This window comes from Bacillus sp. EKM206B (assembly GCF_011066015.1).
GTDB lineage: Bacteria > Bacillota > Bacilli > Bacillales > Bacillaceae > Bacillus > Bacillus velezensis.
In genome coordinates this window covers 378,621-401,865 of the sequence record NZ_JAAMNL010000003.1, presented here as the reverse complement: position 1 = coordinate 401,865, position 23,245 = coordinate 378,621, and the positions used below count along the sequence as shown (strand labels likewise).

General features: G+C 47.6%; 23 protein-coding genes and 1 riboswitch. Of the genes, 21 read left to right on the top strand and 2 right to left on the bottom strand.

Going from position 1 to position 23,245, the window contains the following annotated elements:
- Window positions 1-15 precede the first annotated feature (15 nt).
- Window positions 16-2,373, top strand: coding sequence for an endonuclease MutS2 (locus G9F50_RS08060; protein WP_060562704.1), 2,358 nt, complete (start codon window positions 16-18; stop codon window positions 2,371-2,373).
- A 16-nt stretch (window positions 2,374-2,389) separates the two neighbouring features.
- Window positions 2,390-2,794: a DUF350 domain-containing protein gene (locus G9F50_RS08055; RefSeq protein ID WP_003152541.1), complete on the top strand. Its 405-nt coding sequence runs from the start codon at window positions 2,390-2,392 to the stop codon at window positions 2,792-2,794.
- Window positions 2,795-2,932: 138 nt separating this feature from the next.
- Here G9F50_RS08055 and G9F50_RS08050 read toward each other — a convergent pair whose 3' ends face one another.
- The gene (locus tag G9F50_RS08050) at window positions 2,933-3,607 is read right to left on the bottom strand and encodes a DUF2711 family protein (protein ID WP_060562703.1); all 675 of its coding nucleotides are present in this window, start codon (window positions 3,605-3,607) and stop codon (window positions 2,933-2,935) included.
- 105 nt (window positions 3,608-3,712) lie between these two features.
- On the opposite strand from G9F50_RS08050, the gene G9F50_RS08045 reads away from it, so the two are divergent.
- The 9 genes from G9F50_RS08045 to G9F50_RS08005 all read left to right on the top strand — a co-directional run bounded on the left by G9F50_RS08045 (window position 3,713) and on the right by G9F50_RS08005 (window position 14,346).
- On the top strand, window positions 3,713-5,401 hold the full coding sequence (locus G9F50_RS08045) for an AMP-binding protein (RefSeq protein WP_060562702.1): 1,689 nt from the start codon (window positions 3,713-3,715) through the stop codon (window positions 5,399-5,401).
- A gap of 88 nt (window positions 5,402-5,489) precedes the next feature.
- Complete coding sequence (locus G9F50_RS08040; protein ID WP_007408119.1) at window positions 5,490-6,074, top strand: fatty acid metabolism transcriptional regulator FadR; 585 nt, start codon at window positions 5,490-5,492, stop codon at window positions 6,072-6,074.
- 14 nt (window positions 6,075-6,088) lie between these two features.
- Window positions 6,089-6,868, top strand: a complete 780-nt coding sequence (locus G9F50_RS08035; RefSeq protein WP_060562701.1) for an enoyl-CoA hydratase — start codon at window positions 6,089-6,091, stop codon at window positions 6,866-6,868.
- A 13-nt stretch (window positions 6,869-6,881) separates the two neighbouring features.
- Window positions 6,882-7,655 (top strand): electron transfer flavoprotein subunit beta/FixA family protein, encoded by a 774-nt coding sequence (locus G9F50_RS08030; protein WP_007408121.1) that lies wholly within the window; start codon window positions 6,882-6,884, stop codon window positions 7,653-7,655.
- A gap of 31 nt (window positions 7,656-7,686) precedes the next feature.
- The gene (locus tag G9F50_RS08025) at window positions 7,687-8,664 is read left to right on the top strand and encodes an electron transfer flavoprotein subunit alpha/FixB family protein (RefSeq protein WP_060562700.1); all 978 of its coding nucleotides are present in this window, start codon (window positions 7,687-7,689) and stop codon (window positions 8,662-8,664) included.
- A gap of 213 nt (window positions 8,665-8,877) precedes the next feature.
- A complete protein-coding gene (locus G9F50_RS08020) occupies window positions 8,878-10,368 on the top strand; it encodes an alpha-N-arabinofuranosidase (protein ID WP_060562699.1) in 1,491 nt (496 codons plus the stop codon).
- A 152-nt stretch (window positions 10,369-10,520) separates the two neighbouring features.
- Window positions 10,521-10,835, top strand: a complete 315-nt coding sequence (gene trxA / locus G9F50_RS08015; RefSeq protein ID WP_003152560.1) for a thioredoxin — start codon at window positions 10,521-10,523, stop codon at window positions 10,833-10,835.
- A 142-nt stretch (window positions 10,836-10,977) separates the two neighbouring features.
- Complete coding sequence (gene uvrC, locus G9F50_RS08010) at window positions 10,978-12,750, top strand: excinuclease ABC subunit UvrC (RefSeq protein WP_025285072.1); 1,773 nt, start codon at window positions 10,978-10,980, stop codon at window positions 12,748-12,750.
- Between the two features lie 61 nt (window positions 12,751-12,811).
- A riboswitch (Lysine riboswitch) is annotated at window positions 12,812-12,991 on the top strand.
- 125 nt (window positions 12,992-13,116) lie between these two features.
- Window positions 13,117-14,346, top strand: a complete 1,230-nt coding sequence (locus G9F50_RS08005) for an aspartate kinase (protein ID WP_007408127.1) — start codon at window positions 13,117-13,119, stop codon at window positions 14,344-14,346.
- 46 nt (window positions 14,347-14,392) lie between these two features.
- Here G9F50_RS08005 and G9F50_RS08000 read toward each other — a convergent pair whose 3' ends face one another.
- Window positions 14,393-14,839, bottom strand: coding sequence for a YslB family protein (locus tag G9F50_RS08000; protein WP_007612940.1), 447 nt, complete (start codon window positions 14,837-14,839; stop codon window positions 14,393-14,395).
- Window positions 14,840-15,135: 296 nt separating this feature from the next.
- On the opposite strand from G9F50_RS08000, the gene sdhC reads away from it, so the two are divergent.
- From sdhC to G9F50_RS07950, 10 genes are all read left to right on the top strand, one after another.
- On the top strand, window positions 15,136-15,744 hold the full coding sequence (sdhC, locus tag G9F50_RS07995) for a succinate dehydrogenase cytochrome B558 (RefSeq protein WP_003152571.1): 609 nt from the start codon (window positions 15,136-15,138) through the stop codon (window positions 15,742-15,744).
- Window positions 15,745-15,777: 33 nt separating this feature from the next.
- Window positions 15,778-17,538: a succinate dehydrogenase flavoprotein subunit gene (sdhA, locus tag G9F50_RS07990; RefSeq protein ID WP_003152573.1), complete on the top strand. Its 1,761-nt coding sequence runs from the start codon at window positions 15,778-15,780 to the stop codon at window positions 17,536-17,538.
- A 2-nt stretch (window positions 17,539-17,540) separates the two neighbouring features.
- Entirely contained in the window at window positions 17,541-18,299 is a 759-nt protein-coding gene (gene sdhB / locus G9F50_RS07985) for a succinate dehydrogenase iron-sulfur subunit (RefSeq protein ID WP_003152575.1), read from the top strand.
- 59 nt (window positions 18,300-18,358) lie between these two features.
- Window positions 18,359-18,796 (top strand): acyl-CoA thioesterase, encoded by a 438-nt coding sequence (locus G9F50_RS07980; RefSeq protein WP_012118126.1) that lies wholly within the window; start codon window positions 18,359-18,361, stop codon window positions 18,794-18,796.
- Window positions 18,797-18,916: 120 nt separating this feature from the next.
- On the top strand, window positions 18,917-19,141 hold the full coding sequence (gene gerE / locus G9F50_RS07975; RefSeq protein ID WP_003152579.1) for a spore germination transcription factor GerE: 225 nt from the start codon (window positions 18,917-18,919) through the stop codon (window positions 19,139-19,141).
- 186 nt (window positions 19,142-19,327) lie between these two features.
- Window positions 19,328-19,768, top strand: a complete 441-nt coding sequence (locus G9F50_RS07970; RefSeq protein ID WP_060562698.1) for a MarR family winged helix-turn-helix transcriptional regulator — start codon at window positions 19,328-19,330, stop codon at window positions 19,766-19,768.
- A gap of 7 nt (window positions 19,769-19,775) precedes the next feature.
- Complete coding sequence (racE, locus tag G9F50_RS07965; protein WP_012118125.1) at window positions 19,776-20,594, top strand: glutamate racemase; 819 nt, start codon at window positions 19,776-19,778, stop codon at window positions 20,592-20,594.
- Between the two features lie 106 nt (window positions 20,595-20,700).
- Complete coding sequence (locus G9F50_RS07960) at window positions 20,701-21,786, top strand: GerMN domain-containing protein (RefSeq protein WP_007612936.1); 1,086 nt, start codon at window positions 20,701-20,703, stop codon at window positions 21,784-21,786.
- A 109-nt stretch (window positions 21,787-21,895) separates the two neighbouring features.
- The gene (gene rph, locus G9F50_RS07955; protein WP_060562697.1) at window positions 21,896-22,633 is read left to right on the top strand and encodes a ribonuclease PH; all 738 of its coding nucleotides are present in this window, start codon (window positions 21,896-21,898) and stop codon (window positions 22,631-22,633) included.
- 11 nt (window positions 22,634-22,644) lie between these two features.
- A complete protein-coding gene (locus G9F50_RS07950) occupies window positions 22,645-23,241 on the top strand; it encodes an XTP/dITP diphosphatase (RefSeq protein ID WP_101536298.1) in 597 nt (198 codons plus the stop codon).
- Window positions 23,242-23,245 lie beyond the last annotated feature (4 nt).

Here is a 23,245-nt window from a genome sequence, read left to right as displayed (position 1 = left end):
GAGGATCACAAAACCGTGCAGCAAAAAGTGTTATCATCACTTGAATTTCATAAAGTAAAAGAACAGATTACCGCACATGCCGCCTCATCGCTCGGCCGGGAGAAGCTTCTACAGCTGAAACCTTTGACGGATCTCTCAGACATCCAAAAACAGCTGGATGAAGTCGAAGAAGCATCCGCGGTCATGCGCTTGAGAGGCCATGCTCCGTTCGGCGGCCTGACCGACATAAGATCCGCTTTACGGCGGGCGGAAATTGGCAGTGTGCTGACGCCCGCGGAATTCACCGAATTGTCCGGGCTGCTGTATGCCGTTAAACAAATGAAGCACTTTATCAGCCAAATGACAGAAGACGGCGTCAGCATTCCGCTGATACAGGCCCATGCAGAAGAACTGATTACATTGGGCGATTTGGAAAGGGAGATTAACTCCTGCATTGATGATCACGGCGAAGTGCTTGATCATGCATCCCCCGCTTTAAGGGGAATCCGCACGCAGCTCAGGACGCTTGAATCAAGAGTCAGAGACCGGCTTGAATCGATGCTGCGTTCATCTTCCGCTTCTAAAATGCTGTCTGACACCATCGTTACGATTCGGAATGACCGCTTTGTCATCCCGGTCAAACAGGAATACAGATCAAGCTACGGCGGAATTGTCCACGATACATCTTCATCCGGTGCGACACTGTTTATTGAACCGCAGGCGATCGTAGATATGAACAACTCGCTTCAGCAGGCGAAAGTAAAAGAAAAACAGGAAATCGAACGGATTCTCCGGATGCTGACGGAGCATACGGCTGAACACACACAAGAAATCGCTCAAAATGTGGAAGTGCTGCAGACACTGGATTTCATTTTCGCCAAAGCGAGATACGCAAAAGCAATGAAGGCGACAAAACCACTTATGAACGGAGACGGCTTTATCCGTCTTAAAAAAGCGCGCCATCCGCTGCTGCCCCAAGATCAAGTCGTGGCCAACGATATTGAACTGGGCGGAGATTATTCAACGATCGTTATCACGGGACCGAATACGGGCGGTAAAACCGTTACGTTAAAAACACTCGGGCTGCTGACGATAATGGCGCAGGCGGGATTGCACATACCGGCTGATGAGGGATCGGAAGCAGCCGTATTTGACAATGTGTTTGCCGATATCGGCGATGAACAGTCGATCGAACAAAGTCTGAGTACGTTCTCATCCCACATGGTCAATATCGTCAATATTTTAAAAGACGTGTCTGAAAACAGTCTTGTGCTGTTTGATGAACTCGGTGCCGGAACAGATCCGCAGGAAGGAGCGGCGCTTGCCATGAGCATCCTTGACGAAGTTCACCGGACAAACGCCAGAGTGCTTGCGACAACCCATTATCCGGAACTGAAAGCATACGGATATAACAGACAAGGCGTCATGAATGCCAGCGTTGAATTTGACATTGAAACGCTTTCGCCTACCTATAAGCTTCTGATCGGAGTGCCGGGCCGAAGCAACGCATTTGAAATCTCAAGACGCCTTGGGCTTCCGGAGCATATCATCGGCCAGGCGAAGTCAGAAATGACCGCCGAACATAACGAAGTCGATCTGATGATCGCATCGCTTGAAAAAAGCAAAAAAAGAGCGGATGAAGAGCTTTCTGAAACCGAATCAATCAGAAAAGAAGCAGAAAAACTGCACAAAGATCTTCAGCAGCAAATCATTGAGCTGAACGCCCAAAAAGATAAAATGATGGAAGAAGCCGAGCAGAAAGCTGCGGAAAAACTGGAAGCCGCCGCAAATGAAGCAGAACAGATTATCCGCGAGCTCAGGTCCATCAAGCAAGAACACAGATCCTTTAAGGAACACGAGCTGATTGACGCCAAAAAACGTCTCGGAGACGCGATGCCGGCTTTTGAAAAATCAAAGCAGCCGGAAAGAAAAACAGAGAAAAAACGCGAGCTGAAGCCGGGCGATGAAGTAAAGGTGCTCACATTCGGACAAAAAGGGGCGCTGCTTGAGAAAACCGGCGAGAAAGAATGGAACGTCCAAATCGGCATCCTCAAAATGAAGGTGAAGGAAAAAGATCTTGAGTTTCTCAAATCGGCTCCTGAACCGAAAAAAGAAAAAGCAATCACCGCCGTAAAAGGGAAGGATTATCACGTATCCCTTGAACTTGACCTCAGGGGAGAGCGTTACGAAAACGCCCTCAGCCGCGTCGAAAAATATTTAGATGACGCGGTGCTTGCCGGCCATCCGAGAGTGTCCATCATTCACGGAAAAGGCACGGGCGCCCTCCGAAAAGGGGTGCAGGATCTTCTGAAAAACCACCGCAGCGTGAAAAGCTCGCGGTTCGGGGAAGCGGGAGAAGGAGGATCAGGCGTAACGATTGTCGAACTAAAATAAAAAGGGAGTAAACGTCATGAATGCTTTTTGGGAAAATGAGCTTGTTGAAATCGCGGCTTATTACAGTGTAGCCGTCTTGTGTCTCGTCATTTTTCTGACCGTGTTTGAATTGGTGACATCCTATAAGAACTGGGTGGAAATCCAAAAAGGCAATCTTGCGGTGGCAATGGCGACCGGAGGGAAAATTCTCGGTATCGCAAATGTCTTTCAGCACAGCATCGCCCAGCATAATTCGCTTTTGCAAATGATCGGCTGGGGCGTATACGGATTTATTATGCTTTTAATCAGCTATTTTATCTTTGAATTTCTGACGCCCCGGTTTAAAATTGATAAAGAAATTGAAAAAGATAACAGAGCTGTCGGCTTTATTTCATTTGTCATCTCAGTCGGCCTGTCATTTGTGGTGGCCGCCGGGATTTAAGGGGACGGGGAAAAATGGAGAAGCTTGCGAAAGTGCTGCTGTCGGCAGCGGGAATTTTTCTGTTCATCGGACTTATTTATCTGGTCATGACATCTTAATACTGAAAAAAGGCTGCCGAACTAAAATCGGCGGCCTTTTTTATTGAGAATACCAGTTTATGCAGGCCCTATCAGAGCAAATGCCGGCTTCCCAACTCATGGCGCGGATGACAGACGGCATGTCTTGATCTTCCATAAGAAAGAGTGTCGTAAAAGAATCATATATGCTCATAAAAGCGGCGCGCCGTTTTTCGTCAACATTGATCATGTCAGCCCGCAGCAGTCCGCATACGTCCGAAGCCGCCGTTTGATTGAGTGAAAATATGCCTTTCTCTTCGACCGGCTCATAATAAGTGCAGCGCTTTATGCCTTTTGAACGGAACACATCCAAAAGTCCCGGTATTAAAAATGGTGAAGTGACATCGTCGCTCGGCAAGTACAGATCGGGATGAAGCCGATTAAACAGCCTGGCGGATTCAGGATGTGCATATTCATCCCGAAGTGCCGTGGCAGCAGTCATAAGCGCAAGCGCTGTCTCTTTTTCAGAGCGCAATCCGCAAACGGTCATGACGGATTGCCAGGAAACGGGTCTGCCCATCGCGATGATCTCCTCATCACTCGGATACATATGTTCATAAGGCCGTTTGCGCTTTTGCTCTTTCCACCCATCCGGCATCCGGACAAAGGGATGGAGCAAAAAGGCGGCCGACGTAAACGGCTTCGGCAGCTGGCGCAGGATAGGAACTCCCTCTTCAAAATGCAGCGTTTCCAGCAAGCTCAACACCTCCTGAAACTCGAAATTTCACATGAAACGCTTTCCAATTCCAATCACCCTTCTGCTATAATAATAGCGTATAGGAAAACAGAAGGGAGAGGTATTATGCAGTCTGAAAAGCCATGGCTTTCTCAATATCCCGAAGAGATTCCGCATGAGCTTGAATTTACCGATCAAACCCTGCCATCCAATCTGACAAACTCCGCAGCTCAATTCCCGAACCATACCGCCATTTATTTTCTCGGAAAAAAACTCACATTCCAGGACGTTCTCACAGATTCGTTAAAGCTAGCCGCTTTTTTACGCAAAACAGGCCTGAAAAAAGGTGACAGAGCCGCCATTATGCTGCCCAATTGTCCGCAGTCGGTCATCGCTTTTTACGGTGTATTGTTTGCCGGCGGCATTGTCGTTCAGACCAATCCTCTCTACACGGAACACGAGCTTGAGTATCAGCTGAAAGACAGTGCGCCGCGCGTGATCATCACCCTTGATATGCTGTTTCCGAAGGTGATAAAAATGAAAACGTTATCACTCGTCGAACGCATTATTACAACGAGTATAAAAGATTTTTTGCCGTTTCCGAAAAATATGCTGTATACGCTCACGCAAAAACAACAGGTTCATATTGATTATGACGGATGCGAACAAATTCACAAATTAGCGGATATTTTAAAAAACGAAAAAGCGGAGGAAGCGGAGCCATTTGATATTGACCCTGTGCATGACATCGCCGTGCTTCAATACACGGGCGGAACAACCGGCTATCCGAAAGGCGTCATGCTCACACACCGGAACATTCAGGCCAATACAGAAATGTGCGCCGCCTGGATGTACAAAATGAAAAAGGGAGCCGAAAAGGTGCTCGGCATCGTGCCTTTTTTTCATGTGTACGGATTGACCGCCGTGCTCAATTTTTCCATTATGCAGGGATGTGAAATGATCCTTCTTCCCAAATTCAATCCTTTGGATACCCTGAAAACAATCGACAGGCTGAAGCCGACGGTTTTTCCCGGGGCGCCGACGATTTACATCGGGCTGTTGCATCACCCGGAGCTGAATAAATATGATCTGTCCTCCATTGAAAACTGTCCGAGCGGTTCAGCGCCGCTGCCGGTTGAGGTCAAACAGAAATTTGAAAAAGTGACCGGAGGAAAGCTTGTGGAAGGCTACGGATTATCCGAAGCATCACCGGTTACCCATTCAAACTTCATTTGGGGAAAAAATAAACCCGGCAGCATCGGCTGTCCCTGGCCCAATACCGATGCCGGAATCTATTCAGAAGAAAAAGGCGGGCTTGCGGGGCCGTATGAGCACGGCGAGCTGATCGTAAAAGGCCCTCAGATCATGAAAGGATACTGGAATAAGCAGGAGGAGACGGCGCGTGTCATCAGAGACGGCTGGCTGTTTACCGGAGATATGGGATATATGGATGAGGAAGGATTTTTCTACATCGCCGACAGGAAAAAAGACATCATCATTGCCGGCGGATACAACATTTACCCCCGGGAGGTGGAGGAGGCGCTTTATGAGCATGAAGCCGTTCAGGAAATCGTCGTAGCGGGCGTCCCTGATTCCTACAGAGGGGAAACGGTGAAAGCATTTATCGTTTTGAAAAAAGGCGCCGAGGCAGATGCCGATGAGCTTGATGCGTTTGCAAGAGAGCGGCTTGCGCCGTACAAAGTCCCGAAGCTTTACGAATTCAGAAAAGAGCTTCCGAAAACGGCCGTCGGAAAAATATTAAGAAGGCGTTTAGTCGAAGAGGAAGATGCTTCCCGTGAAAACAAGGTGCCTTAAAAGAAAAACTTGACAAAATCCGGATTCCTTTTTATCATGAAGTTATGAATGAATAGTCATTCATTTATCGAAGGAAGGAACGATGACATTGAACCAAAAACGGCCAAAGTATATGCAGATTATTGATGCAGCAGTAGAAGTCATAGCGGAAAACGGCTATCACCAATCACAGGTGTCCAAAATCGCCAAGCAGGCCGGCGTTGCGGACGGCACCATCTATTTATATTTCAAAAACAAAGAGGATATACTCATTTCTCTTTTTAAAGAAAAGATGGGCCAGTTCATTGAACGCATGGAAGAAGAAGTGAAAGAAAAAACGACGGCAAAAGAAAAACTCGCCCTCGTTATTAAGCAGCATTTCACACTGCTCGGCAACGACCGCCACCTCGCGATTGTGACGCAGCTTGAGCTCAGACAGTCAAATATCAAGCTGCGCCTGAAAATCAATGATATTTTAAAAGGTTATTTAAACATGCTGGACACCATTTTGACCGAAGGAATCAAGTCGGGGGAATGGAAAGACAATCTCGACGTCCGCCTCGCCCGGCAGATGATATTCGGGACGATAGATGAAACAGTGACAACATGGGTGATGAACGATCAGAAATATGATCTTCCGGATTTGTCAGACAAGGTATTGGAGCTGTTGGTGTCAGGAATTCATCAAAACTAAAGGGGGGTTGACGGATGAACAGCCTTTCGATGGCGGTAGAACAATCTGTTGCGGTGATCACCATTAATCATCAGCCGGCCAACGCGCTGTCCGGTGCGGTTTTAGACGAGTTGTCCGGTCTGTTCGACCGGTGTGAAACAGATGACAGCGTCAGAAGCATCATCATTCGCGGTGAGGGGAAATTTTTCTCGGCGGGCGCCGATATAAAGGAATTTACGTCGCTTGAAAATCTTGAGCAATCTTCTGCCATGGCGGATAAAGGCCAGCAGCTGATGGAAAGAATTGAAGGGTTTCCGAAGCCCGTTATCGCAGCGATTCACGGCGCTGCGCTCGGAGGCGGTCTTGAGCTAGCCATGGCCTGCCATATCAGAATCGCTACATTAGATGCAAAGCTCGGCCTGCCCGAGCTGAATCTCGGCATTATTCCGGGCTTTGCCGGGACGCAGCGGCTTCCCCGGTACGTCGGTACGGCGAAAGCGCTTGAAATGATCGGCACTTCAGAACCTGTGTCCGGAGAAGAAGCGCTCAGCCTCGGGCTTGTCACGATAGGCGCCGAACATGAGGAAGAGCTGCTGAAAAAGGCGAAAACGCTCGCGGGCAAGTTTGCGGAAAAAAGCCCGCAGTCGATGGCTTCTCTGCTTGAGCTCCTTTATTCAAATAAGATCTATTCTTATGACGGCGGCTTAAAGCTTGAAGCAAAGCGTTTTGGGGAAGCATTTGCAACAGATGACGCAAAAGAAGGCATTCAGGCATTTCTCGAAAAAAGAAAGCCTCAATTCGGTGGGCGAAGATAAAGGGGATAAGATTATGAATCTATTTGTACTGATGAAACGGACGTTTGACACAGAAGAGAAAATCGTCATTGAAGCAGGAAAGATTCAGGAGGACGGGGCCGAATTTATCATTAATCCGTATGATGAATACGCCATTGAAGAAGCCATTCAGCTGAAGGAAGAGCACGGCGGAACCGTTACCGCCGTAACCGTCGGCGGAGAAGATGCGGAGAAAGAACTGAGAACCGCCCTTGCGATGGGCTGTGACCAGGCGGTGTTAATCAATATTGAAGATGATCTGAGCGATCCTGACCAATACTCCATTTCAACTATCTTATATCATTATTTCAAGGACCGGGAATATGATCTGATTCTCGGCGGAAATGTCGCGATTGACGGCGGTTCAGGCCAAGTGGCTCCAAGGCTTGCCGAACTGCTGAACATTCCTTGCGTCACAACGATCACAAAACTGACAATCAGCGGCGATGAAGCTGTGGCAGAGAAAGACAATGAAGGGGATACCGAAATCATTAAAACCTCACTTCCTTTAGTCATCACGGCACAGCAAGGCTTAAACGAGCCGCGCTATCCGTCGCTTCCGGGCATTATGAAGGCGAAGAAAAAACCGCTGGAAGAACTTGAGCTCGATGACCTCGACATTGATGAAGATGATGCCGCACCGAAGCTCAAAACGATCGAACGTTTTCTGCCGCCGCAAAAAGAAGCGGGCAGACTGATCGAAGGAGAAGCCGCTGAGCAGGCGAAAGAGCTTGTGTCACTGCTGAGAAAAGAAGCCAAAGTCGTATAAACCGATATTAAAGAAACTGGGGGATGTCAGAATGGGAAAAAAAGTGATCGTACTCGGAGAAATTCGTGACGGCGCCTTACGGAACGTCACCTTTGAAGCCATAGCCGCAGGCAAAACCATTTCCGGCGGAGGAAATGTCATCGGCGTGCTGATGGGAAAAGGCACAGCTGATGCAGCACCAGAACTCATTCAGTACGGTGCCGACAAAGTATTTACGGCCGATTCGCCGGGGCTTTCTCAGTATACGGCGGACGGATATGCCGCGGTTCTCGGGGATTTGATCGAAAATGAAAAGCCTGATGCGGTTATTTTCGGCCACACTTCTATGGGAAAAGATTTGTCACCTAAGCTTGCGGCCCGGTTTGAAACGGGGCTGATTTCAGACAGCACGGATGTAAGCGTTACCGGAGACAACATCGTTTTTACAAGACCGATCTATTCCGGCAAAGCCTTTGAACAGGTGATTTCAACCGATCCTTTCATTTTGGCGACAATTCGTCCGAATAATATTCAGGCATTAGAAAAAGACGCGAACCGGACGGGTGATATTGAAGAGCTTGCGGCGCCTCCGGCAGATTTGCGGACGGTCATTGAAGAAGTAGTCAAAAAAACGGCGGACGGCGTGGATTTATCAGAAGCGAAAATTATCGTAGCAGGCGGCCGCGGTGTAAAAAGCAAAGATGGATTTGAACCGTTAAAAGAACTTGCCGACGTGCTCGGAGCAGCGGTGGGCGCTTCACGCGGCGCGTGTGACGCGGACTATTGCGATTATTCCCTTCAAATCGGCCAGACGGGAAAAGTCGTCACGCCGGATTTGTATATCGCCTGCGGCATTTCCGGAGCGATTCAGCACTTGGCGGGCATGTCAAACAGTAAGGTCATTGTTGCCATTAACAAAGACCCGGAAGCGGAAATATTTAAAATAGCGGACTACGGAATTGTCGGCGATTTGTTCGAAGTGGTTCCGCTTCTGACCCAAGAATTTAAAAATGCCAATATTCATTCATAATCATAAACCCTCTGGCTGATTTGTCAGAGGGTTTTGATTTGCGTTAATTGGTTCGTACAAATTAAAGGTTGATAAAATAAGAGATTGACATGTACGAACCAATATAATAAGCTTTTGTAAAGCGCTTACAAACTTATCCATTCAGCATACATCCCAGATACATAGATCGGCTGTAGTGCTTTCATTCTTATTAAGGGAAAGGAATGATCAAGTTTGTCTCACAATACGGCAGTCATTCAAACTGATATCACACGGGGAACCATTAATAAAAACATATACGGACATTTCGCGGAACACCTGGGAAGAGGCATATATGAGGGCATCTGGGTCGGAAAAGATTCCGATATTCCGAATACCGGCGGGGTCAGGACGGATGTCGCCGCCGCCCTCAAACAGCTTCAGATTCCCGTCCTCAGATGGCCGGGCGGCTGTTTTGCTGATGAATACCATTGGGCAAACGGCGTAGGGAAACGCAAAACCATGCTGAATACCCATTGGGGCGGGACAATTGATTCCAATGAATTCGGCACGCACGAGTTTATGATGCTTTGTGAACTGCTCGGCTGCGAACCGTACATCGCCGGAAACGTCGGCAGCGGAACGATTAAAGAAATGGCTGAGTGGATTGAATACATGACGTTTGAAGCGGGCACGCCGATGTCCGACTGGAGAAAAGAAAACGGGCGGGAAAAACCGTGGAAGCTGACATATTTCGGAATAGGAAATGAGAACTGGGGCTGCGGCGGAAACATGCATCCTGAGTATTATGCCGACCTTTACAGAAACTTTCAAACCTATGTCCGCAATTACAGCGGTAATGAAATCTATAAAATTGCCGGCGGCGCGAATGTCGATGATTACCGCTGGACTGAAACTTTAATGAAAAAAGCCGCTGATCTCATGGACGGGCTGAGCCTTCATTATTACACAATACCGGGCGATTTCTGGAAGGGGAAAGGATCTGCGACGGAGTTTACGGAAGATGAATGGTTCATCACGATGAAAAAAGCGGCGCATATGGATGAATTGATCACAAGGCACAGCGCCATCATGGATCAGTACGATCCCGAAAAAAGAGTCGGGCTGATCATTGATGAATGGGGCACGTGGCTTGATCCTGAGCCAGGCACGAATCCGGGCTTTCTGTATCAGCAGAATACGATCCGCGACGCCCTTGTCGCAGCCACGCATTTTCACATTTTTCATCAGCATGCAGACCGCATACAGATGGCCAATATCGCGCAAACCGTCAACGTGCTTCAGGCAATGATCCTGACAGAAGGGAAAGACATGCTGCTGACGCCGACGTATCATGTGTTTGATATGTTTAAGGTGCATCAGGACGCTTCTCTTTTGGCGACAGAAACAAAAGCAGCCGGGTACGAATGGAATGACGGCCGGCTCCCGCAAGTCAGCATTTCAGCGTCCAAACAGCAAAACGGAGACATACATATCAGCCTTTGCAATATCGATCATCTGCACAAAGCTGATGTGAAGATTGAACTGCGGGGCATGAAAAAGACAGGGAAGCCTTCGGGAACGATTCTGCACGCGGAAAAAATGAATGCCCATAATACATTCAGCAGTCCGGAAAACGTCAAACCGAAGCCGTTTTCCGGGTTTGCTCAAAAGGGCGGAAAACTTGAGGCGGAGCTTCCTCCGATGGCGGTTGTACTAATCACGCTGCCTGCGAATCCATCTTAAGTTTTGAACGCCTGCCGCCCGGTTATAATACACTGTATAAATAAGATTATTTCCGGCGGGTTCGGGAGAAAATAATATAAGCATTAAATTAGCATGAACGAATGGGAGATGCTATACTAAAAATCATCATTTGACAATTGGAGGAATAACAAATGGCTATCGTAAAAGCAACTGATCAATCGTTCTCAGCTGAAACAAGTGAAGGTGTCGTATTGGCTGATTTCTGGGCTCCTTGGTGCGGACCTTGTAAAATGATCGCGCCCGTTCTTGAAGAGCTTGATCAAGAAATGGGAGACAAACTGAAAATCGTCAAAATCGACGTGGATGAAAACCAAGAAACTGCCGGTAAATACGGCGTCATGAGCATCCCGACACTTCTCGTGCTAAAAGACGGAGAAGTCGTTGAAACATCTGTCGGTTTCAAACCGAAAGAAGCTCTTGAAGAGCTTGTAAACAAACATCTGTAAGCCGAAAGCTTCCGTTACGGCAGGGCGATTCCTTTGAAAGGGAATCGCCTTTTTTGATCTTCCAAAAGCTGAGAATGGAGAAAAACAAATGTTCGTGATACACTGAATGGACACGAGAAATGAATGTAAGGAAGGGTAACGTATGAATAAACAACTGAAAGAAAAACTGGCCCTCCTTCCCGATCAGCCGGGCTGTTATTTAATGAAAGACCGCCAAAAAACAGTCATCTACGTGGGGAAAGCGAAAGTCTTGAAAAACAGGGTGCGGTCTTATTTCACCGGTTCTCACGACGCAAAAACCCAACGGCTTGTGACGGAGATTGAGGACTTTGAATATATCGTGACTTCCTCCAATCTTGAAGCGCTTATTTTGGAAATGAATCTGATTAAAAAATACGATCCGAAATACAATGTCATGCTGAAAGATGATAAAACCTATCCCTTTATTAAAATCACCCATGAACGCCATCCGCGGCTGATTGTCACCCGGAATGTCAAAAAAGACAAAGGACGCTATTTCGGCCCGTATCCGAATGTGCAGGCGGCGCGGGAAACGAAAAAACTGCTGGACCGCCTTTACCCGCTCAGGAAATGCTCAAAGCTTCCGGACCGCGTCTGTCTCTATTATCATCTCGGACAATGCCTTGCTCCATGTGTAAAGGATATATCTGAGGAGACAAACCGCGAGATTGTTGAAGACATTACCCGTTTTTTAAAGGGAGGGCATAACGAAATCAAAAAAGAGCTCGAAGCGAAAATGGCAGAAGCGGCGGAAAAGCTTGAATTTGAACGGGCTAAAGAATTCCGCGACCAGCTTGCTCACATCGAATCGACGATGGAGAAGCAAAAAATGACCATGAATGACCTTCTGGACCGCGATGTGTTTGCATATGCCTACGATAAAGGCTGGATGTGCGTCCAAGTCTTTTTCATACGCCAAGGAAAACTGATCGAACGCGACGTCAGCATGTTTCCGATGTATCAGGAAGCGGATGAAGAATTTCTGACCTTCATCGGCCAGTTCTACTCTAAAAACAATCACTTTCTGCCTAAGGAAATTCTGGTGCCTGACAGCGTTGACAGGGACATGATCACCGAGCTGTTGGAAACCGCCGTGCATCAGCCGAAAAAAGGCCCGAAAAAAGAGCTGCTTTTGCTTGCGCACAAAAATGCGAAAATCGCTCTGCGGGAAAAATTCTCGTTAATCGAGCGGGATGAGGAACGGTCAATCGGTGCAGCCGAACGGCTCGGCGAAGCGCTGAATATTTATACGCCGCATCGGATTGAAGCGTTTGACAACTCCAATATTCAAGGCACAAACCCCGTATCGGCCATGATTGTCTTTATTGACGGAAAACCGAATAAAAAGGAATACCGCAAATATAAAATTAAAACCGTAACAGGGCCGGATGATTACGGCTCAATGAGGGAAGTCGTCAGAAGAAGGTACACGAGGGTGCTCCGCGAAAATCTTCCGCTGCCGGATTTAATCATCATTGACGGCGGAAAAGGGCAGATTAACGCGGCGCGCGACGTGCTTGAGAATGAGCTCGGCCTTGATGTCCCGGTAGCGGGATTGGCGAAAGATGATAAACACCGAACATCCAACCTTTTGATCGGCGACCCGCTTGAACCGGTGTTTCTGGAGCGGAACAGCCAAGAGTTTTACCTGCTTCAGCGCATTCAGGACGAAGTTCACCGTTTTGCGATCAGCTTTCACAGACAGATCCGGGGAAAAAGCGTCTTTCAATCCGTTCTGGACGATATCCCCGGAATCGGCGAAAAACGCAAAAAAATGCTCTTAAAACATTTCGGATCTGTCAAAAAGATGAAGGAAGCAAGCCTTGACGATATCAAAAAAGCGGGTGTGCCGGCCGCGGCGGCCCAGCTGCTGTTTGAAAAATTAAAAAAATAGTATTGTGCTTTTCTGAAAAATCTGCTAGAATGTGAACTAATTTCATAAGATCGTGTTATATGGTGAAGATAGAGGTGCGAACTTCAATAGTAAGCCTTTGGAGAATGATGGATTCTGCGAAAAAGGCTGAAAGGGGAGCGTCGCCGAAGTGTATCACATCCCATCGGTGTGATTCGCTGGCCTTGCATTAAATAAATGTAAGGCTGTCAAGAATTCATTTTCTTGGAGGGCTATCTCGTTGTTCATAATCAATCGTAATGATATGAAAAAGCAATGAGAGCTATTCCTCTCATTGCTTTTTTTATTGTGGACAAAACGCTCTTTTCTCCTCACCCGCACGAACCAAAATGTAAAGGGTGGTCTAGTATGGGTCTTATCGTACAAAAATTCGGAGGCACTTCCGTCGGCTCTGCCGAAAAAATTCAAAATGCCGCAAATCGCGCTATTGCTGAAAAGCAAAAAGGCCATGACGTCGTAGTCGTCGTTTCGGCAATGGGAAAATCAACCGACGCGCTCGTTAACCTCGCGGCTGAAATCACATCTGAACCAAGCAGACGCGAGATGGATATGCTTTTGTCTACGGGAGAGCAGGTCACGATTTCGCTTTTGGCCATGGCGCTTCAGGAAAAAGGATATGACGCCGTCTCTTATACGGGCTGGCAGGCGGGTGTCCGCACGGAAGCCGTTCACGGCAATGCGAGAATTACGGATATTGATATCACGGCGATTCGTTCGCAGCTTGCAGAAGGCAGGATTACAGTCGTTGCCGGTTTTCAGGGCGTAACGGAAGACGGCGGCATCACGACGCTCGGACGGGGCGGTTCCGATACGACGGCGGTCGCTCTTGCCGCAGCGCTGGAAGCGGATAAATGCGACATTTATACAGATGTTCCGGGCGTATTTACGACAGATCCGCGGTATGTCCGGTCAGCGAGAAAACTGGCGGGAATTTCTTATGATGAAATGCTGGAGCTTGCAAATCTGGGAGCGGGTGTTCTTCACCCGCGGGCGGTTGAGTTCGCGAAAAACTACCAAGTGCCTTTAGAAGTGCGGTCAAGTACGGAACATGAAGCGGGAACATTAATTGAGGAGGAATCATCAATGGAGCAGAATTTAATCGTCAGAGGAATTGCATTTGAAGACCAGATCACGAGGGTGTCCGTTACGGGCCTGACAAGCGGACTGACTACTCTTTCAACAATCTTCACCGCGCTGGCAAAACGGAACATCAACGTTGACATTATTATTCAGACACAGTCGGACGATGGGGAAGCGGATATTTCTTTCTCAGTGAAAACGGAAGATGCCGCGCAAACGGTCGCCGTGCTTGAAGAATATAAAAACGCGCTTGACTATGAAAAAATTGAAACCGAAAGAAAACTGGCGAAAGTCTCTATTGTCGGGTCGGGCATGGTTTCAAATCCCGGCGTCGCCGCGGACATGTTTGCCGTACTGGCGGAAAAAAATGTACAAGTCAAAATGGTGAGCACATCTGAAATAAAAGTATCAGCGGTTGTCAGCGAAAATGATATGGTGAAAGCGGTCGAAGCGCTTCATGATGCGTTTGAGCTTTCTAAACAGCCGTCTGCCGTATAAACGGGCAGGCAAAAAGGCGGGACTTGGAGTCACCGCCTTTTTTCAATTATACAGGGTCCTTCATATCCCATTTTACAGTCAGGACGACTTTATCCGCTCTCTTTTTTACCTGTTCATAAGATTCTGCGATCTGATCGTTCATCAATTGAATCTGTTCGGCTATAAAACCGGCTTCAAGCTGGAAACAAGGCTCTTTCTGATGTTTGAGCCTGCTGGATACGAGCGGTCCTTCCAGTTCAAATTCCAGTTCTTGTTTTTTTGATCCTGCGTTTGTCAAAGTTCCCCAGCCGGCTTTTTCAAAAAAGGCGGGGATTTCTTCCCACGATTGAAGAGGAAATTTGCGGGCGAGGCGTTTTCCCGCCCAATACATCATCGATGAATGTTCCGGGCCGAGGATATCCGGAAGTACGATTTCCCGGATTAATTCGTAGCCGTATGCGCTGACGTCGAGTTCAGTTAAAGGTTCTAAAGCTGCTTCATAATTATTCTTCATATTATGTATTCCCCTCTCTCCTTCGTTTATTATAGCTTAAACAGGGGGGAGGATTACAGGATGATCCTATAAAACACGCGAAAAAATGTGAGAAAGATATCGCAGGAAAATAAAATTTTCCCTCCAGATAATCAATTCCGAAAATTATAATTTATGTACACGTTTTCTTGACGCCCTTTTGAGGGAGGAGTAAAATGAAATTGTCAATAAATTTTAATAAAGTGCTTACAATTGAAACGAAGTGGGGGCAGAGATTTTAGTACATTTCGCACTTAAATCAAACAGGGGGTAAAGTAATGTCTGGGAACAGAGAGTTTTATTTTCGAAGATTGCATTCCTTGCTCGGTGTTATTCCGGTCGGCATCTTTTTGATCCAGCATTTAGTCGTCAACCAATTTGCCGCAAGGGGAGCGGATGCGTTTAACAAGGCGGCCGGCTTTATGGACAGTCTGCCGTTCAGGTATGCGTTAGAAATTTTTATTATTTTCTTACCTTTAATTTATCATGCGGTTTACGGTGTGTACATAGCATTTACTGCGAAAAACAACGCTGGCCACTACAGTTATTTCAGAAACTGGATGTTTGTGCTTCAGCGTGTCACTGGTATTCTCACCCTTATTTTCGTCAGCTGGCATGTATGGCAGACGCGGATTGCCGCGCAGATGGGCGCTGAAGTCAACTTCGATATGATGGCGAATATTTTGAGCTCGCCGTTTATGCTCGGTTTTTACATTGTAGGCGTTTTATCGGTCATTTTTCACTTTTCAAACGGCTTATGGTCTTTTGCGGTCACATGGGGGATCACGGTCACGCCGCGTTCTCAAAGAATTTCGACTTACGTGACGCTGATTATATTTTTAGCGCTTTCATACGTAGGTTTAAAAGCGATTTTTGCGTTTGTGTAAGAGAACTAGATTACTAGAGGGAGAGGGGCTATCATGAGTCAATCAAGCATTATCGTAGTCGGCGGGGGTCTTGCCGGCCTCATGGCGACAATTAAAGCAGCGGAATCAGGCACGGCCGTTAAATTGTTTTCCATCGTTCCGGTCAAACGCTCTCACTCGGTCTGCGCGCAGGGCGGGATAAACGGAGCTGTCAACACAAAAGGGGAAGGAGACTCTCCGTTTGAGCATTTTGATGACACGGTATACGGAGGCGACTTTTTGGCAAACCAGCCTCCTGTAAAAGCGATGTGTGAAGCGGCGCCGTCCATTATCCACTTATTGGACCGCATGGGGGTTATGTTTAACAGAACACCGGAAGGGCTCTTGGACTTCCGCCGTTTCGGGGGTACACAGCATCACAGAACCGCATACGCGGGAGCGACGACGGGTCAGCAGCTTCTTTACGCACTGGACGAGCAGGTGCGCAGATATGAAGTGGCGGGTCTCGTCACAAAATACGAAGGCTGGGAATTCCTCGGCGCCGTTCTTGACGATGAGCGCACGTGCCGCGGTATCGTAGCCCAAAATCTGACCAATATGCAAATCGAGTCATTCCGTTCTGACGCCGTTATTATGGCGACGGGAGGTCCCGGAATCGTATTCGGAAAATCAACAAACAGCATGATCAACACGGGATCTGCAGCATCAATCGTCTATCAGCAGGGCGCTTATTATGCAAACGGCGAATTTATCCAAATTCACCCGACAGCAATCCCGGGGGACGATAAACTGCGTCTGATGAGTGAATCGGCGCGCGGAGAGGGCGGAAGAGTCTGGACGTACAAAGACGGAAAACCTTGGTACTTCCTTGAGGAAAAATATCCGGCTTACGGAAACCTCGTGCCGCGGGATATTGCGACACGTGAAATCTTTGACGTGTGCGTGAATCAGAAACTCGGCATCAACGGTGAAAACATGGTGTATCTCGATCTGTCGCACAAAGATCCGAAAGAGCTTGACGTTAAGCTTGGCGGCATTATCGAAATCTATGAAAAATTCATGGGCGATGACCCGCGCAAGCTTCCGATGAAAATTTTCCCTGCCGTTCACTATTCAATGGGCGGACTGTGGGTTGATTATGATCAGATGACAAGCATCCGCGGACTGTTCGCAGCGGGAGAATGTGATTATTCAATGCACGGAGGAAACCGTTTAGGGGCGAATTCTCTGCTTTCCGCCATCTACGGAGGAATGGTGGCCGGACCGAATGCGGTGAAATATGTTTCCGGACTTGAAACATCAGCGGAAGACCTGTCTTCTTCATTATTTGATTCCTATGTGAAAAAAGAAGAAGAAAAATGGGCCGATATTATGAAGATGGACGGCGACGAAAATGCCTACGTGCTTCACCGTGAGCTCGGAGAATGGATGACGGCCAACGTCACGGTGGTCCGCCACAACGACAAGCTTTTGAAAACGGATGACAAAATCCAAGAGCTGATGGAGCGCTTTAAGAAAATCAATATCAACGATACGACAAAATGGAGCAACCAAGGGGCGATGTTCACCCGCCAGTTCTCCAATATGCTTCAGCTTGCCAGAGTCATCACGCTCGGCGCATATAACCGAAATGAAAGCCGGGGAGCGCACTATAAACCGGATTTCCCTGAAAGAAATGACGATGAGTGGCTCAAAACGACGATGGCGAAACATGCCGGTCCGTTTGAAGCTCCGGAATTTGAATATCAGGATGTCGATGTATCACTGATTGCGCCCCGTAAACGCGACTACTCGAAGAAGAAGGTGGCGAAATAATCATGAGTGAGAAAAAGATACGGTTTATCATTACACGTCAGGATACGCCCGAAAGCGCGCCATACGATGAAGAATTCGAAATCAATTACCGCCCGAATCTGAACGTGATTTCCGCCCTGATGGAAATCCGCAGAAATCCCGTGAATGCAAAAGGAGAGAAAACCACTCCGGTCGCATGGGACATGAACTGTCTTGAAGAAGTATGCGGCGCTTGCTCCATGGTCATCAACGGAAGACCGCGCCAGTCATGTACGGCGCTGATTGATAAGCTGGAACAGCCGATCCGTCTGAAGCCGATGAAAACATTCCCGGTTGTCCGTGACCTTCAGGTTGACCGCAGCAGAATGTTTGATTCACTGAAAAAAGTGAAAGCATGGGTGCCGATTGACGGAACTTACGATTTGGGGCCGGGGCCGAGAATGCCGGAAAAACGCCGCCAGTGGGCATATGAATTGTCTAAATGCATGACATGCGGCGTCTGCCTCGAAGCCTGCCCGAACGTCAACAGCAAGTCGAAATTCATGGGGCCTGCCCCGATGTCGCAAGTGCGTCTGTTTAACGCCCACCCGACGGGCGCGATGAACAAAGCAGAACGTTTAGAAGCGTTAATGACAGACGGCGGCCTCGGAGATTGCGGGAATTCACAAAACTGTGTTCAATCCTGCCCGAAAGGCATTCCGCTTACGACTTCAATCGCCGCTTTGAACAGAGATACCAATTTACAAGCATTCCGTAATTTCTTCGGAAGCGACAGAGTATAAGAAAGAGAAAAAGAGCCTCTTCCGCACGGGAGAGGTTTTTTTATAAGGAGCTGAAGGTGATGAAACAACCGCAATATATTGATATCCCGTTTGAAGAATGGAGACAGTCGTTTTCTTTTTTTACTGAAGTATCGGTTCGTTTTTCAGAAACGGATATGTTCGGCCATATGAATAATGTAACCCCTTTCATCTATTTTGAAGAAGCGCGGATCGCTTATTTCAAACAGCGAGGCATAACGGCGCAAAACTCGGAAACGATGACGGTCGTCGCAAGCCAGCAGTGCGACTATATGCGTCAGGTAATGCCGTATGAAAATCTGCGGATTTATGTGAAAGCAAGCGCTGCCGGAAATGCGTCCGTCACCCTTCATTACCTTGGAGAAAATGAGTCGGGCCTGCCGTGCTTTACAGGTTCCGTCGTTATGGTTCAAGTGTCGAAGAAAAGCGGCAAAGCGGTCAGCTGGACGGAGCGGGAGAAAGGCATTCTGCTCGCCTGAACGGATAACTATTTCTCTAAGAGACGTCACCTCCGAAGCGCCCTTTACATATGATATCTTGACTATATAAACCCATTCGTTTCAGATTCGCTCTCACCTTAGCAAGGAGGGTTACAATACTTGAAGGAGAAAGATTTTCAATCAAAGCCGCTGCTGACCAAAAGAGAAAGAGAAGTATTCGAATTGCTCGTTCAAGACAAGACAACAAAGGAAATTGCAAGCGAGCTATTTATCAGTGAAAAAACTGTACGGAATCACATTTCAAATGCCATGCAGAAGTTAGGTGTGAAAGGGCGTTCGCAAGCTGTTGTCGAGCTTCTTAGAATGGGTGAGCTAGAGCTCTGATTCTTGCCGGTTTTCCTTCTTTTCAAGAAGGAGCCGGTTATTTGCGTTGGCGCCCGGGCTGATGGGCATGCGGTGAAAATCCCGGTTTTTCCTTTTTCTCCGTCAGTCTTGCATTTTCTTAAAAAAAGAAGGAAAATAGACACGGAGCGCATAGCCCAGAAAGATCCTTGAGTGAGGGATGGACAAATGACATCAAAATCTGTAGAGCATGTTGCGGATATCGAAAAATCACTCCGCCATATCGCTGCGATCATTAAACAAAAAGGAAGAGAAATCCTTAACCAATATGCAATTACACCGCCGCAATTCGTGGGGCTTCAATGGCTTTATGAATTGGGGGATATGACAATAGGCGAATTATCAGGCAAAATGTATTTGGCTTGCAGCACGACGACGGATCTGATAGACCGCATGGAAAAAAATGAGCTTGTCGAGCGGGTGAAAGACCCGGCTGACAGACGGGTCGTCAGAATTCATCTTCTCGCTGAAGGAGAGCGCATTATCCAAGAAGTGATTTTGAAAAGACAGGCTTATTTGCGGGATATGTTTGCGACATTTTCCGAAGAAGAAACAGCCGCTTTCGAAAAATCATTATTGAAACTGCAGCATGAAATGAAAAGAAAATGAGGCGATTTTGTTGGAACAGCCGATAGGAGTCATTGATTCCGGGGTTGGCGGGTTAACCGTTGCTAAGGAAATCATGAGACAGCTACCGAAGGAAAATATCATCTATGTGGGAGATACAAAACGCTGCCCGTACGGCCCGCGTCCTGAAGAAGAAGTTCTTCAATACACGTGGGAAATGACCGATTACCTGCTGGAAAACCACCATATCAAAATGCTCGTGATCGCCTGCAATACGGCCACGGCCATTGCCTTGGAGGATATTCAGCGCAAAACGGATATTCCGGTTGTCGGCGTCATTCAGCCGGGTGCAAGAACGGCGATAAAGGTCACGAAAAACCAGCATATCGGCGTCATCGGCACGGTCAATACCATTAAAAGCAGAGCGTATGAGCAGGCGCTGCTCGGGTTAAACGCAGAACTTCAAGTTGAGAACACGGCTTGTCCGCTGCTCGTACCGTTTGTGGAAAGCGGACGGTTTCTTCAGGAATCAGCGGAGGAAGCGGTTGAAGCATCGCTTGAGCCTTTAAAAGGTACATCAATTGACACCTTGATTTTAGGATGTACGCATTATCCGATTTTAAAGGATCCGATTCAGAACTATATGGGAGAGCATGTGAAAATCATTTCCTCCGGAGACGAGACGGCGAGAGAGGTGAGCACCATCTTGTCTTATAAAGGTTTGTTAAACCAATCGAAACATGCACCGGAGCATCAATTTCTTACAACGGGAGAGCGGAACGGTTTCGCAAAAATTGCCGAAGACTGGTTCGGCCACGAAATCGGCCATGTCGAGTGCATCTCCCTTCAAGAGCCGGTCAGAAAATAAATCAAAAAAACCCGCTGTTTACGGCGGGTTTTTTTGCGCTTCCCGGTCTATTTCCCGGACAGGGCTCGTATACATCATAGTACAAACAGCCTTAGGAGGGAAAAGTATGCTGAAAAAAGGACCTGCAGTCATTGCTGCAACATGTCTTACTTCGGCTTTTGTGTTATCTGGATGCGGTTTGTTTCAATCCGATAAAACAGCCGGGGAAATTGACCCGCCTCAAGACATTTCATATGTAAAGGATGAAGCGGGAATTCAGGCAAAACCAAAGCAGTCAGAGAAAAACGGCACTTCTAAAGCCGACCAGCCGGCCAATACAGTCATGAGAGAGCTGTATCTGATTGATAAAAACGGCTATGTCGCAGCACAGACACTGCCTCTTCCGAACAGTGAGGGAACCGCAAAGCAGGCCCTTGAGTATTTGGTTCAGGGAGGGCCTGTGTCAGAAATCCTGCCGAACGGCTTCAGAGCGGTGCTTCCTGTTGATACGACGGTAAATGTCGATATTAAAAAAGACGGCACTGCCGTCGCTGATTTTTCGAAGGAATTTAAAAACTATAAAAAAGAAGACGAACAAAAAATCCTGCAATCGATTACATGGACGCTTACCCAATTCAGCTCAATAGATAAAGTCAAAATCAGAATCAACGGGCACGAGCTGAAAGAAATGCCTGTGGGCGGCACGCCGATTACGGGCGACTTAAGCAGAAAAGACGGGATTAATATTGAAACGGCCGGAGTGAATGATCTGACAGACACCCATCCGCTGACTGTCTATTATCTGGCGGAAACAGAGACGAGCGAATACTACGTGCCTGTCACAAAGCGGATTGACAATTCGGAAACAAATGACATCACCGCTGCCGTTGAACAGCTCGCCGACGGACCGGGCAAAGCAAGCGGGCTTTTGACGGACTTTAATAACGATGTTAAGCTTCTCAGCAAGCCGAAAGTAAAAGACGGCCAAGTTACACTGGACTTTAACAGCTCCATTTACGGAAGCGCCGACGAAAAAACAAAAATGGTATCATCGGGCGTACTGGACAGCATCGTTCTCACATTAACCGAACAGCCGTCGATTAAAAGTGTTTCTATAAAAGTAAACGGAAAATCAGAACTGGTGAATGAAAAAGGAGAATCCCTTTCAAAACCTGTTTCGAGGCCGTCACAAGTGAATACGGGTAGTTTTTAATTTGCGATTTTTGATATACTAATAAAAAAGAGGTTAGCGTTCCGGCTGCCTCTTTCTTTATTCACAATCCGGAACAAAAGGTTTATGTACATATAATCGGAGGTAAAATATGAGACACGACGGAAGACAGCACGATGAGCTGCGCCCTATCACATTTGATTTGGATTTTATCACTCACCCGGAAGGCTCTGTTTTAATTACAGCGGGAAATACGAAGGTCATCTGTAATGCATCTGTGGAAGACCGGGTGCCGCCATTTTTACGCGGCGGAGGAAAAGGCTGGATCACAGCGGAATACAGCATGCTTCCCCGCGCGACGAATCAAAGAACGATAAGAGAATCTTCAAAAGGAAAGGTCTCCGGCAGAACGATGGAAATTCAGCGGCTGATCGGGCGCGCGCTCCGGGCCGTCGTTGATTTGGAGAAGCTCGGCGAACGGACGATCTGGATCGACTGTGACGTCATTCAAGCTGACGGCGGAACAAGAACGGCTTCCATTACGGGCGCCTTCTTGGCAATGGCCATTGCGGCCGGCAAACTCGTAAAAAGCGGCGTTATCAAAACCTCTCCTGTGACAGATTATCTCGCGGCTATTTCTGTCGGGATGGATAAAGAAGAAGGCCTTCTTTTGGATCTGAATTATGAAGAGGATTCGGCGGCTGAAGTCGACATGAATATCATCATGACGGGAAGCGGACGTTTTGTAGAGCTTCAAGGGACGGGCGAAGAAGCCACATTCTCCCGTGAAGATTTAAACGGACTGTTAAGCCTTGCCGAAAAAGGAATCCAGACGCTTATTCAAAAGCAAAAAGAAGTGCTGGGAGAAACATTGCCTGAACTGAAATAAGAAAGAGAGGCCTGATCACCGTGAAAGAAGCCATTATTGCGACACACAATCAGGGAAAAGTGAAAGAATTCAAGGAAATACTCGAACCGAAAGGCTACAGCGTCTCTTCTTTGGCGGAAATCGGATTTACGGAAGAAATTGAAGAAACCGGACATACTTTTGAAGAAAACGCCATCTTAAAAGCGGAAGCCGTGGCAAAAGCCGTAAACAAAATGGTCATTGCAGACGACTCCGGTTTATCGGTGGACAACCTTGGAGGCAGACCGGGCGTTTATTCAGCCCGTTATGCCGGAGAAGCAAAAGATGATAAAGCGAATATGGACAAGGTGCTGTCAGAATTAAAAGGCATCGAAAAAGAGCAGCGCACGGCCCGTTTCCGCTGCGCCCTTGCCGTCAGCATGCCGGGGCGGGAAACAAAAACGGTCGAAGGTCATGTTGAAGGGTATATTGCGGAAGGACCCGAGGGGGATAACGGGTTCGGCTATGATCCCATTTTTATTGTAAAAGATAAAGATAAAACCATGGCCCAGCTGACAAGCGCTGAGAAAAACAAAATCAGCCACAGGGCTGAGGCGCTCAAGAAACTGTCAAAGCTGCTTGATTCATAAGGGG